The sequence below is a fragment of the Streptococcus constellatus genome, assembly GCF_902167705.1.
GTDB lineage: Bacteria > Bacillota > Bacilli > Lactobacillales > Streptococcaceae > Streptococcus > Streptococcus constellatus_A.
Genome location: NZ_CABHMZ010000035.1, coordinates 24564 through 38006 on the forward strand (window position 1 = coordinate 24564; position 13443 = coordinate 38006).

Annotated in this window: 10 protein-coding genes and 2 pseudogenes; 2 read left to right on the top strand and 10 right to left on the bottom strand. The window is 40.0% G+C overall.

Annotated features, from left to right (window positions below; genetic code table 11):
• Positions 1-105: 105 nt before the first annotated feature.
• The 6 genes and pseudogenes from FQ204_RS09980 to pnp all read right to left on the bottom strand — a co-directional run bounded on the left by FQ204_RS09980 (position 106) and on the right by pnp (position 5743).
• Positions 106-978, bottom strand: coding sequence for a helix-turn-helix domain-containing protein (locus FQ204_RS09980; RefSeq protein ID WP_144211115.1), 873 nt, complete (start codon positions 976-978; stop codon positions 106-108).
• Complete coding sequence (locus FQ204_RS09985) at positions 965-1369, bottom strand: Mini-ribonuclease 3 (protein WP_144211117.1); 405 nt, start codon at positions 1367-1369, stop codon at positions 965-967. Before FQ204_RS09985 ends, FQ204_RS09980 begins: the two co-directional genes overlap by 14 nt.
• Positions 1362-2705, bottom strand: a complete 1344-nt coding sequence (cysS, locus tag FQ204_RS09990; RefSeq protein ID WP_144211119.1) for a cysteine--tRNA ligase — start codon at positions 2703-2705, stop codon at positions 1362-1364. Before cysS ends, FQ204_RS09985 begins: the two co-directional genes overlap by 8 nt.
• A gap of 83 nt (positions 2706-2788) precedes the next feature.
• A pseudogene (locus tag FQ204_RS09995) lies at positions 2789-2914 on the bottom strand (phosphorylase); the annotation flags it as partial.
• Between the two features lie 14 nt (positions 2915-2928).
• Positions 2929-3513, bottom strand: coding sequence for a serine O-acetyltransferase (cysE, locus tag FQ204_RS10000; RefSeq protein ID WP_003070672.1), 585 nt, complete (start codon positions 3511-3513; stop codon positions 2929-2931).
• Positions 3514-3562: 49 nt separating this feature from the next.
• Positions 3563-5743: a polyribonucleotide nucleotidyltransferase gene (pnp, locus tag FQ204_RS10005; RefSeq protein ID WP_144211121.1), complete on the bottom strand. Its 2181-nt coding sequence runs from the start codon at positions 5741-5743 to the stop codon at positions 3563-3565.
• Between the two features lie 398 nt (positions 5744-6141).
• Here pnp and pepF point away from each other — a divergent pair, with 398 nt between their 5' ends.
• Positions 6142-7941 carry an oligoendopeptidase F gene (gene pepF / locus FQ204_RS10010; RefSeq protein WP_144211123.1) on the top strand — a complete coding sequence of 600 codons (1800 nt, stop codon included), beginning with the start codon at positions 6142-6144 and terminating at the stop codon, positions 7939-7941.
• Between the two features lie 166 nt (positions 7942-8107).
• Positions 8108-8899 (top strand): hypothetical protein, encoded by a 792-nt coding sequence (locus tag FQ204_RS10015; protein ID WP_144211125.1) that lies wholly within the window; start codon positions 8108-8110, stop codon positions 8897-8899.
• 803 nt (positions 8900-9702) lie between these two features.
• On the opposite strand, the gene rpsO is transcribed toward FQ204_RS10015, so the two are convergent.
• The 4 genes and pseudogenes from rpsO to FQ204_RS10800 form a co-directional block, all read right to left on the bottom strand.
• On the bottom strand, positions 9703-9972 hold the full coding sequence (gene rpsO, locus FQ204_RS10020) for a 30S ribosomal protein S15 (protein ID WP_001018251.1): 270 nt from the start codon (positions 9970-9972) through the stop codon (positions 9703-9705).
• 129 nt (positions 9973-10101) lie between these two features.
• Positions 10102-10833, bottom strand: coding sequence for a pseudouridine synthase (locus tag FQ204_RS10025; RefSeq protein WP_003070679.1), 732 nt, complete (start codon positions 10831-10833; stop codon positions 10102-10104).
• Positions 10820-11992 carry an MFS transporter gene (locus FQ204_RS10030; RefSeq protein ID WP_144211127.1) on the bottom strand — a complete coding sequence of 391 codons (1173 nt, stop codon included), beginning with the start codon at positions 11990-11992 and terminating at the stop codon, positions 10820-10822. Before FQ204_RS10030 ends, FQ204_RS10025 begins: the two co-directional genes overlap by 14 nt.
• A gap of 126 nt (positions 11993-12118) precedes the next feature.
• A pseudogene (locus tag FQ204_RS10800) lies at positions 12119-12324 on the bottom strand (transporter); the annotation flags it as partial.
• Positions 12325-13443: the final 1119 nt, after the last annotated feature.

Consider the following 13443-nt stretch of genomic DNA (forward strand, 5'->3'; position numbering starts at 1 on the left):
AACTCCTTTGTTGTTATGATTTTATTCTATATGAAAACGCTTTATTTTTCTATGGCAATGTGAACAAATTTAAAAGAAAATGTCTTGTGCAGGGTGCACAAAACATTAGAATAAATCAGTTAAAATAACATGATAACATAGCGTCAAATCTGTTAGGTCTTTTAGCTGTAAACCCGTCAATTCTTCCCATTTATCGATGTGATATTGTAACGTGTTCCGATGAATATACAACTGCTGAGCAGCTTTTGTCACAACCGCTGTATTTTCCCACAAAGCGGCAATAATATCAACGAGCTGATCCTGACTTTCAATCAATTGATGAAGTTTCTTTGTTAAGATTGGCAATATGAAATCCTTTTGGCTAATCCCCCATAAAAAGAGTTGGGAAAAAGAATGCACATTAGAATGCTGAGCCTGTTCCCACCACTTAGTAAAAAGGGCATTCTCTGCTTGAAATAGCTCAAAGTAGCTCTCTTCAAACATTTGAGACCAAATCTGTCCGATTTGAATTGTGAGAGCTAGGCTAAAGTCATATTCGATGGCTGATAAAGTATCACGAAGGACAGCTTTTACGGGGATAAGTTGCGTCTGATCTAATACAAAGATATAATCCTGAGAAGACAGCTGAAAATCTGCTATTCTATTGGGCAGTATGGTCCGCATCATTTCTAACCAAGATCCGATTGTTTCATTTTCATAATGGAATAAATGACAATGAACAAATTGTATCTTTTGTACACTTTTTGGCAATTTGCCACGACTATGAACCAGATAATCGTACCAAGGTCCACCATCAAACGCTAACTCTTCTCCAGTCAGTAAAGAAACAAGCTGTTGTTCTCTTTCTGTCAAGCTACTCATTTTTAATAATAGCCATTGATTTTTTGATAAGGGAATTGCCACTTCATCTTCTTTTACGCTCGGATTGGATTGAAGTCTCCCTTGAGGAAACCATTCTAACAAATTACTTTTTACCATGATTTGTGCTCTCCACTCTGACAATGCACCAGTCAATTAACTCTTCTAAGCGCTCAATAGCTCCCGTCATATGTAGGTAGCCCATAATAGCCTCAAAGCCTGTAGACATGCGATAAGTAATGATATCGGCATTTTTAGCTTTTGTATGACTATTGGCATTGCGTCCACGCTTGTAGATTTCTTCTTCCTTTTCTGTCAGGATTCCCTCTTCTAGCATGAGAGAGATGAGATTGGCTTGCGCTTTAGCCGAAACATACTTAGTCGCTTCCCTATGCAGCTGATTGGGCTTGGTCAGTCCCTGAAAAATTAGGTGACGTCGGATATACATGGAGTAGACAGCATCTCCCTCAAAAGCGAGGGCGATGCCGTTAATCAAATTGACATCAGTCACGGGTCCACCTCACTCCGTCCTTCCCATCTAATAGCTTGATTCCTTGTGCTGCCAATTCATCACGGATCTTATCAGCTGTCGCAAAATCCTTGGCAGCACGCGCTGTTTGGCGCTCCTCAATCAAGCGTTCAATGTCCGCATCCAAGACTTCTTCTACAAAGACGATGCCAAAAACTTCTAAAAGCTTAGCAAAGGCTGCCTTGACTTCAGCGGTGTAGTTGCCTGAGTTGATCCACTTGGCTAGCTCGAAGACAACCGTGATGCCATTAGCTGCATTGAAATCTTCGTCCATAGCGGCAGTGAACTTATCCAACAAGGCTTGAAGCTGAGCTGAATCTGCCTGATCAGTGAAAGGCTGCTCATAGGTATTCTTCAAATATTTGAGATTAATCGCTGCATCATGGACGGCTTTTTCTGTGAAATTGATAGGCTTGCGGTAGTGTTGGGTTGCAAAGAAGAAACGCAGTACCTGCCCATCAATGGTTTTAAGGGCATCGTGAACGGTAATGAAATTCCCCAGAGACTTAGACATCTTGACATCATCAATATTGACAAAGCCATTGTGCATCCAGTAGTTGGCAAAAGTCTTTCCAGTTTTAGCTTCTGATTGAGCGATTTCATTGGTATGGTGCGGAAATTCTAAATCAGCTCCGCCACCGTGAATATCAATCGTATCTCCCAGAATTTCTGTCGCCATGACGGAACATTCAATATGCCAGCCTGGACGACCAGGCCCCCAAGGGCTGTCCCAGAAGATTTCACCGGATTTAACAGCCTTCCAAAGAGCAAAGTCCACTGGATTTTCCTTGCGGGTGGTTTCCTCATCTGTCCGACCAGAAGCGCCTAACTCTAAATCAGCCAAGGTTTTATTAGCTAGTTTGGCATAATTGTGAGACTTTTCCACTCGGAAATAGACATCACCCTCTGACTCATAAGCGTAGCCCTTATCCACCAACGTCTGCACAAAGTCAATGATATCCTCCATAAAGTCAATCACGCGCGGATGCTGAGTAGCTGGCTTAACACCTAGTTGTTCAACGTCAGCACGAAAAGCTGCGATGTACTTGTCAGCCACTTCCTGAGGTGTGATACCCTCTTCCTTAGCTCGATTGATAATTTTATCGTCCACATCGGTGAAATTGGATATGTAAGCCACCTCATACCCACGATACTCAAAATAGCGCCGAATCGTGTCAAAAGCTACTGTTGAGCGGGCATTGCCGACATGGATATAGTTATAAACGGTCGGCCCGCAGACATACATCTTGACATTGCCCTCTTCCAGAGGGACAAATTTACGCAGACTGCGGGTCATAGTATCATAAATTTTGATCATATTTTACGATACTGAGAGTGACTGGAAAGTAGATAAAATCAACTGCAGAAGCAGTCATCTAGTGTCAAACTTTCTATTCCTACTCAGTTCCTTTCTAGTTCCTTTGCTATTGTCAAAGCAATCGTGAAAAACGTCATGGCATCAGCCTTCCGTTCGTTATGGCGAGCATCCCAGGTTTGGTTATGATGATTCACATAGTCAGCTGTGTAGCAACCATTTCTCACTACAATTTAGATGAGTAATAACTTTCTTCGCGGATTTCTTCTAAATTCTTGATAGTTGGAGTATCTTTTTGACCATGCACACGGACGATTTTAGCCGGTATACCAACAACTGTCACATCACTTGGTACATCTGCCACCACTACTGCACCCGCTCCTACCCTGGCATTTTCACCGATTTCAATCGGACCAATGAGCTGCGCATGAGCGGAAATGAGTGCGCCTTGGCGAACCGTTGGGTGACGTTTCCCAGCATCTTTGCCAGTTCCTCCAAGAGTAACACCATGATAAAGCATCACTCCTTTTTCCACAACAGCCGTCTCACCAATCACTAAGCCACTCCCGTGATCAATGAAAACACCCGAAGCAATCTTTGCTCCCGGATGAATCTCAATCTGGGTCCAAAAACGCCAAAATTGACTATGCATCCGAGCTAAGAGTTTACAACCATGATTCCAAAGAAAGTGAGAAATCCGATGAGCTGCTAAAGCCTTAATACCAGGATAAGTCAACAGCACCTCGAGCAAGGAGCGAGCTGCTGGATCATTTTCTTTTACAATCGCTATTGTCTCTTTCCACCAACCCATGATGACTCCTTTCTAGCTTTAGACTGAAAGTAAACACTTAGCTACCTTTCTAGTCTTGTGCCTTTTCTTCTCGAACAACTTTATGCTCTTTATGTGCTTTATGATGGTGTTTTTTCTCCTTATCCTCTTTAGGAGGGCGCGGAAGCAATGCTTTCATAGAAGCATCCACACGACCTTTTTCATCAATCTTGATGATTTTGACATCTACTTCATCACCAAGTTGTACCAAATCTTCAACCTTATTAATACGCGTCCAAGCCATTTCAGAGATATGCACTAAGGCATCTGTCTTGTCAAATAGATTGACAAAAGCACCGAATTTCTCAATTCGAACAACTTTGGCATGATAAACTTCATCTACTTTCGCTTCACGCACAAGTGCTATAATGATTTCCTTAGCACGATTAATCGCATCTTGATCGCTAGAGTAAATAGAAACATTTCCTTCCTCGTCTATATCAATCTTGACACCTGTTTCTGCGATAATCTTGTCAATCGTTTCACCGCCCTTGCCAATGACAATCTTAATCTTATCAACATCAATCTTAATGGTGTCAATCTTCGGAGCAGTTGGAGCGAGTTCTGTGCGAGGAGCTGGAATCGTACGTTCAATCAAATCTAAAATTTCAAAACGTGCTTTTTTAGCTTGAGCCAATGCTTCTTGCAAGATTTCAGCAGTAATTCCTTCAATCTTGATATCCATTTGAAGAGCAGTAATTCCTTCACGTGTACCAGCCACCTTGAAATCCATATCTCCGAAATGATCTTCTAAGCCTTGAATATCTGTTAAAATCGTGTAGTTGCTACCATCTGAAATGAGCCCCATAGCGATCCCAACTACAGGTGCTTTAATTGGTACCCCACCGGCCATGAGAGCAAGTGTCCCAGCACAAATCGAGGCTTGTGAAGATGAACCATTTGACTCAAGAACTTCTGCTACCAAACGGATTGCATAAGGGAAATCTTCTAGACTAGGGAGAACTTGCGCAAGTGCACGTTCACCAAGAGCTCCATGACCGATTTCACGGCGTCCAGGTGCTCCATAGCGTCCCGTTTCTCCTACAGAATACTGTGGGAAATTATAATGATGCATAAAGCGTTTCTTGTATTCTGGATCCAAGCCATCAACGATTTGTGTTTCGCCCATCGGTGCCAAGGTCAAGACAGATAAAGCCTGCGTTTGCCCACGAGTAAAGAGACCAGAGCCATGCACGCGCGGCAGATAGTCAATTTCAGCATCCAATGGACGAATTTCATCTACCTTACGACCATCTGGACGAATCTTGTCCTCAGTAATTAAACGCCGTACTTCTGCATGTTCCATTTGCTCTAAAATTTCAGCCACATCACGCATGATGCGGTCAAATTCTTCGTGGTCAGCATATTTTTCTTCGTAAAGGGCTATTACTTCGTCTTTGACTGCTTGCGTTGCGGCTTCACGAGCTAATTTTTCTTCTACCTGAACGGCTTTTTGAAGATCAGCATTATAGCCGGCTACAATTTCTGTTTGCAATTCTTCATCAACACGAAGAAGCTCAACTTCTGCTTTTTCTTTTCCAACTACTGCCACGATTTCTTCTTGGAAAGCAATCAATTCCTTCACTGCTTCATGACCTTTCAAAAGGGCGTCCAGCATCACTTCTTCTGATAATTCTTTGGCACCAGATTCCACCATGTTAATCGCTTCTTTAGTTCCTGCAACGGTTAATTCCAATAACGAAGCTTCTTTTTGTTCTTGACTTGGATTGATGAGCAATTCTCCATTGACATAGCCAACCTGCACACCAGCAATTGGACCATTAAAAGGAATATCTGAGATTGATAACGCAAGAGATGAACCAAACATAGCTGCCATAGGTGCTGAAGCATCCGCATCATAAGAAAGAACGGTATTGATAACCTGAACTTCATTGCGGAAACCGTCCGCAAACATCGGACGAATGGGACGGTCAATCAAGCGAGCTGTCAAAGTCGCATCCGTCGAAGGGCGTCCTTCGCGCTTGTTAAAGCCACCAGGGTATTTCCCAGCTGCGTACATCTTTTCTTCATAATTGACTTGAAGCGGGAAGAAATCGCCAGTCGCCATTTTCTTTGACATAACGGCTGCTGTCAGAACGGTACTTTCACCATAGCGCACCACTACGCTACCATTCGCTTGCTTCGCCACTTGTCCAGTTTCAACCACTAATTCTTTGCCAGCAAAAGTGGTTTTAAATATTTGTTTTACCATAATTATTCCTCTTTGAGTCTATGCTCAATTTCTAATTTTTTATACGTCTTGCCTACAAAGATCAAGATAGATTTAGGATATTAAAAATGAATCCTGAGTTCCACTCCAAAAATTTCTGCTTGCATAATTAGGCATAAGCTTTGTTTCAATAAAACAACTCATTATCCTGTTCAACACACCTTTTGTCATAGCCGCGACTGTTGATAGAAAGTTTAAGCGTTTTTTATACTTTGTCTATCCTCATCTTTGTATCAAGCACGTATAAACTTTATTTTATCATATTTTACACCAAAAGAAAAAGCCTTAAAATAGCTTTTTAGCAAGAATTTTTGAAATGTTATCTATTATTCTTATTTTTTGCTATACTAGAAAGAAAGCTAGTAACAAGGAGAATAGATATGGTTGAACAAAAACAACGTTCTGAGTTTCCAGAAAAGGAACTGTGGGACTTAACAGCTCTCTATCAAGACCGTGAAGATTTCCTGAGGGCGATTGAAAAAACTCGTGAAGACATTAACCAGTTCATACGGGATTATAAGGACGACCTCCATACTTTTGAGGATTTTGAAAAAGCCTTTGCTGAATTGGAGCAAATCTATATTCAAAGAAGTCATATCGGCAACTACAGCTTTATGCCACAAACAACGGACTACGGTGATGAAAATTTTGCACAGATTGCGCAAGCTGGTACAGATTTCGAAACAGAAGCTAGCGTTGCTCTCAGCTTCTTTGACGACGCCCTGGTCGGCGCAGATGAGGCTGTCTTGGAGAGACTAGGCCAAGAAGCCCATCTGACCTCAGCTATCCGCCAAGCTAAAATTAAAAAAGCCCACTATCTGGGAGCGGATGTCGAAAAAGCTCTAACTAATCTGGGCGAAGTCTTTTACAGTCCACAGGATATTTACACTAAGATGCGGGCTGGCGACTTTGCCATGGCTGACTTCGAAGTAAACGGCAAAGTTTATAAAAACAGCTTTGTTACCTATGAGAATTTCTATCAAAACCACGAAAATGCAGAAATCCGTGAAAAAGCTTTCCGCTCTTTCTCAGAAGGCCTTCGTCAGCACCAAAATACTGCTGCTGCTGCCTATCTGGCTCAGGTCAAATCTGAAAAGCTTCTAGCAGATATGAAAGGCTATGACTCTGTCTTTGACTATCTTTTGGCTGAGCAAGAGGTAGATCGCTCTATGTTCGATCGGCAAATTGACCTCATCATGACTGAATTTGCACCTGTTGCACAAAAGTTCCTTAAACATGTCGCCAAGATCAACGGCCTCGAAAAAATGACCTTTGCAGACTGGAAGTTGGACTTGGATAGTGCTCTCAATCCTGATGTCACTATTGAAGACGCTTATGACTTAGTGATGAAATCCGTTGCTCCACTCGGAGAAGAATATACACGCGAAATTGCCAATTACCAAAAAGAGCGCTGGGTGGATTTTGCAGCGAATGCTGGCAAGGACTCTGGTGGCTATGCCACTGATCCTTATCGCGTGCATCCTTATGTTCTTATGAGCTGGACAGGCCGTATGAGTGATGTGTATACTCTGATTCATGAAATTGGTCACTCTGGTCAGTTCATCTTCTCTGACAATAGTCAAAGCTATTTCAATACCCACATGTCGACCTATTACGTAGAAGCTCCTTCTACCTTCAACGAACTCTTACTTAGCGACTATTTGGAACACCAATTTGACAATCCACGTCAAAAACGATTTGCACTCGCTCACCGTCTAACGGACACTTACTTCCATAACTTTATCACCCATCTCTTGGAAGCAGCCTTCCAACGCCGGGTTTATAATCTCGTTGAAACAGGCGAAACTTTTGGTGCTGCGAAGCTTAACAGTATTATGAAAGAAGTTCTGACCGATTTTTGGGGTGATGCAGTCGAAATCGACGATGATGCTGCGCTCACTTGGATGCGGCAAAGTCACTATTATATGGGACTATACAGTTATACCTACTCTGCTGGACTTGTCATCTCTACTACCGGCTATCTTCATTTGAAAAATGACAAAAATGGCGCTCGCGATTGGCTCAACTTCCTCAAATCTGGTGGAAGTAAAACGCCACTTGAGACTGCTCGTATCATCGGAGCCGACATTTCCACAGACAAACCACTCCGCGACACAATTCAGTTCTTGTCTGATACAGTTGATCAGATTATTACCTACAGCGAGGAATTAAGAGAATAGATTATCTACACAGCTTCAGATTTCAATTTGAAGCTGTTTTATATGAATTGATTTAAAACAAAATTTTTAAGTTTGTGGTAATTTGAAAAATTTCACTTCCTAGTTATTGAAAGCGATAACAAGTTGTGATATGATATTTTCGAAAACCAATTTATGTGAGGGAAATATGAAAAAGTGGAAAAATAATTCTAGGCTCAACATCGTTCTTGCTATCATGAGTGTTGTTCTAATCATCTTATTGGCTCCAATTACAATGCCATTAATGTTTCTAGGTGGTGTTTTTGGTATTTGGTATTTCGCAAAGCGAAATCCAAGTGTTTTCAAAAGAAATATAGCAATTGCTGCAGCGATAATAGGAATACTAGGAAGCTATACAGTAAGTAAATTCAATATTGAATCCTCTGAAAGCCAACAAAGTCAAACCCAAGTAGTGCCATCTACATCTAGACCTTCATCTTCAAACTCTTCAAAAGCAAGCAGTTCCTCCTCAAACTCCGATTCTAGTAGAGAAAAAGAAGAAAAACTCGAAAAAGAAAAGAAAGAGAAGAAAGCGGAGGAAGAGCGAAAACAAAAAGAGGCGGCAGAGAGAAAAGCTAAAGAAGAACAGGCTCAAAAAGAAGCTCAAATTCAGCGCATCACCCAGCAAGGTGAACAGGCTGTTAAACAACTTGAGGATAATCAAGTAGCCGAGAACATTGCTCCAGCTCAAGCTGCCGTTGAGCAAATTACCGATCCAAATAAAAAAGGAGCTCTTCAACATCGAATTAATCTTGTACAAAATGCAATTCAGCAACGAGCTGAGCAAGCTCGACAAGAGGCAGAGAGACAAGCAGCATCTCAACAACAAGAGGCTATAGCTGCTAGTGGCTATTTTAGAGATAAGAGGGGCAGATGGCATCGCCCAAATGGTCAATATGCTTCAAAGAAGGAAATTGCAGAAGCGGGATTGCCTTGGTAAAATACATCCCTACAATATATTAAAAAGAGAAATGAGATCTTGTAACAAGGGACATTGTTTTCCATCATAATTCCCATCAAACAGGTAGTTTACAAGCACACATGATTGGAGACTGGGACGAAAGTTTCTAGCTTCAAAGGAGACCGTTTAATAAATTAACGATGCTACAGCTGACCACTCTAATAGTCTACTGGATTATTGGATGTCGGAAATAAAACATCCGTAAGGATGTGTCAAAAACACGACTTTGAATTGGTGGATTTTGCAAAGCAAGTCCTCAAGTCTATTGCTTTTCAAGCTCGGAAGAGCGCCTAATCATCCTCGTAGGAGTAAGACAACGGACTAGATTTTTTTCAAAATGGGTTCTGTCTCACTCCCTTTTATTTTGTATAAGATAAACTATATACCTTTTTACGTCATATTTTCCCCTTTCGCTTTATCGTAATCCTGAATATCTTTATTGTATCGCATTTGGAGTTTTTGGATATAACCAACATTGCGCACCCGCATAGCAAGTGGTTTAACCTTACGGAGCGAGACGGATTAAAAAGTCACAAAATAAAAAAACTCTCTGAAATCAGAGAGCTAATTTGAACTTGGGCTAAAATCCTAGTGAAAAAGATGAAACTCCTTGTGTTCATCGAACACTATATCGTTTCCCTATTTCATACGGATTTTTGGCGCCCTTAGCATCATGATTCTTGCTGGATAAAACGTTTATAGACAAGGCAACGAGCCGAAGATTGTACTGATGGTACATCGAGGCGAAGCCAACGAAGTATAGAAACGTTTTAGACGCAAGATTAGCGACGAAGTCCAAGAGAGTTGATTAACTCACGGTAACGGTTAACGTCGTTCTTACGCAAGTATGCAAGAAGGTTACGACGGCGACCGATTTTTTTCATCAAACCACGGTAAGTAGCGTGGTCTTTCTTGTGTTGTTTGATGTGTTCGTTAAGGTGGTTGATTTCCCAAGTAAGGACAGCTACTTGTACCTCTACTGAACCAGTGTCACCTTCGTGACGTGCATATTGTGCAATGATTTCATTTTTTTTCTCTTTTGAGATTGCCATGATAAGCTCCTTTTCTTTACGCTTCATCCGAGTGACAGGTTTGGCATGGCCTGCAACCAAGAAGAAGTTATTTGTCTCTATGACATTCTTATTTTACCAAGAAGGAAAGTTTTTGTCAACTGATACAAATTATAAGAGTTCTACGCCAAATCGTTTGAGACTTTTTATTTCTTCCTGTGTTAAACGACGAAAAGTTCCTGTTGCCAACTCTTTATCCAAAGTTAATGGTCCCATAGCAAGGCGCTCTAAGTCTGCTACTTTTTTACCACAAGCTGCAACCATTCGCTTCACTTGATGAAATTTTCCTTCAGAAATTGTAATCTCTACCAGAGAAGTTCCCTGTTCTTCGTTTGTTTCCAATATGGTCAATTGCGCAGGTTTACATGTAAAATCCTTAAGCTTTATCCCTGCTTCAAAGCGTGTCCTATCTTTTTCTGTCATGATGCCATCTACTTTTGCACGGTAAACTTTTGCTACATGTTTTTTAGGAGACAACATCGCATGTGCCAAAGCACCATTATTGGTTAATAACAAAAGTCCGTGAGTATCAATATCAAGTCGTCCAACTGGAAAAACTTCTTTCTGGCGTGCACTTTCATCTAACAAATCCAAAACTGTTTGATGGTTAGCATCTTCAGTAGCTGAAATAACACCTTTCGGCTTATTTAAAAGATAATAGACAAATTTTTCATAGTCCAATACTCGCTTATTGACTGAAATTTCATCTTGATATTCATCTACTTGTACTTTCGCTGATGTGACAGCCTTCCCGTTGACCAAAACTTGTTTCTTCTTTAAAAGTTGCTTGACTTCTGTTCGTGAGCCAAGACCCATTTCTACTAAAAACTTATCTAATCGCATCTTTTTCCTCGTTTTGTTTATGAGTGACAAAAGCCGCTAAAGTTGACGTTGCCATCATGAAAACTCCTAATACACTAAAAATAAAGATTGGGGCAGAAGAAATGATTCCAATCAAAGATAAGACGAATGTTGATACCGAAGCACCGCTACTGCAACCCAAAACAACAATCGCTGTTGCACGATTTACCAAATGAGTAGGGATTTTCTCCGATACAATATGAAACACCGCTGTTAGAGATACACTATAAGCAAAGCCAGCCAAAAGAGCACTCAAACTTAAGAGCAAAATCTGACTTGACAAGCCAATCATCACTTGACTTAGACCAAAAACAATTCCCGTTACTGTCAATAAGCGATTTTTCAATACGCTCACTAGACTGGCAAAACTAACACCAGCCAAAATTCCCACTAGTTGCATACAGCTAAGAATCCAGCTAGCTGTTTCAGCGTTGCCGATCTCTGCCTGTAAGACTAGACTAGGGATCCGTAAAGTGATAGCGACATTAACACAAACAATCATACCAGCTATGAAAGCTAAAAAGATACTCAAATGTATTTGTTTTCTAGTCATTTTACGAACAGATTTGAGATGTTTATGCTTATTGGATTCATTCTTTTCATAAGGAACAAACATAAGATACAGTGCCAAAACGATGAAACCAACTGTATAAACCAAAAATATAGTTGTCCAACCAAAGTGTAAGAGTTGTCCGACCGCTAAAGTCAACAAGGCCATCCCAACAACTTCCGCTGATCCCCGATACCCCAACATTTGCACACGTTCTCTTCCCTGAAACCGCTCACTAATAATAGCAATTGCTCGAGGATTCATCATACCTAAACCTAACCCAAAAACAAAGCGCGAAGCAAAAACGAGATTATAAGATTGATTGAAAAATGGGATAAGACCACAAATAGAATACAGGATTAGCCCTAGTATAATCATGAACCGCTCAGATACAAAGCGTTCCAAAACACTATTAAACATCAACAAAGACATGATCCCAATGGACGGTAAGGAGACTAATAATTCTACTTGGCTGGAAGAGTAATTCTTATAATACTGGAACATAGCCGGCAAGCTACTAGAAATTGAAAATGCCGTTGTTAAAACCAATGATAAAGCCAAAATGCTAGCTTTTTCCATGAATCTTTTCATCTTATCTTCTTTCTAAAATCACACTACCACTATCATACAGTTTTTTACGAAAAGACGCAATCTAGCAACGTATGAAAACAAAAAAGAAATCAAGGCTGCGCATAAGATACAACATTGATTTCATTTTACATTTGTCATACACTCAAAGTAAAATTCACGACATAAGGCATGAGAACTATGAAGCAGAAATGCATAGTCTCCTTGAATAATTTTCTCTGTTTCCTCGTGTGTTAGAGAATCTGTTTCTTTATATAATTTTCAAGTTTTCTCTTTCTTTCCAGCTTGATACTACGTTCACGGAAATTATACACTCGGATGCGGTATTTTTTGCGATTATAAGCTGCATCCTCATATAAGATAGATAACAATTCATTTCTTTCATTTAGCAACTGATTTTCTTTTTCTAACATTTCCTTCTCATCTTGGTATTTCATCTGGATAATCCCACAAATAAGAGCGACAAACATATAAGCCGCAAAGGAAATCCATCTATCTGTGTTATAGACGATTGATTGCCAATTTCTCCCAGAAAAAAAATAGTTGCTACAAATAATCCGATTATAGAAAGACTTCCTGCAAAAATTCCATAGATTGTTCCAAAAATAATACTAATCAAAGTAACAAAAAGCAAACAGATGTCAATCATTTTGAATTAATTAAAACCGTTCAACATTGCGCTCAATACCCCAGGCAAGAAAAAAGCAAGTAAAATCTCAGCTACCTTTTGATAAGTCTTATTCGATTTTTTACTTTCTTTAATAAAATTTTTATACAAATCGGCTAGATCATCTAAAAGTGAATAATGAATAAACCATCCATAAGTTGTCTTAAATTATCTTCATCTTGTGGAGTGGTAAAGACAAAGTTCAGGCGATTTGGAATCAATCACTATTTTACTGTTAGAGAATGCCAGCTCTTCTAACTTTTCTGCAACATGCTGAAAAGTAATTTCAAACGGATTATAAATGTTTAAAATTTCTGTTTGTTCATTCCAACTATCAAAAATTTTGCTGTTCAGCTCTACTAAATCTTCTGAATTGATAAAATTCGCAATTTCATTGGGGTGCTTTTCGACATGAGCGGTTGTGCCTTTTTGAACCTTATCAAATAAACGATAGAAATAATCTTCCAGCAGTCTGGAAGATTACAAATAAGGACTACAGACTATTTTAAGAAATTGTCTGTTCACTTTAGCCCAGTGTTTACAGAGACTTTCTGATGCTATTTCTAACTCTTGAGGATAGTTAAGCACCTCTGGACCTGTTACATAAAGAATCTCAGAATGAGATAATTCCTCGGTACAATTTAAAAAGTTTGCAGTCGTTCTGGTTCCCCTACTTAAAAAGTAATCTTATTTTTTACTAGATAAATTGCAAGAATAAGTGCAACATTTACTCTAACTCATCCACTAGAGCTTCATAAGCAGTTCTGTAAGCTAAACATTTTCGTGA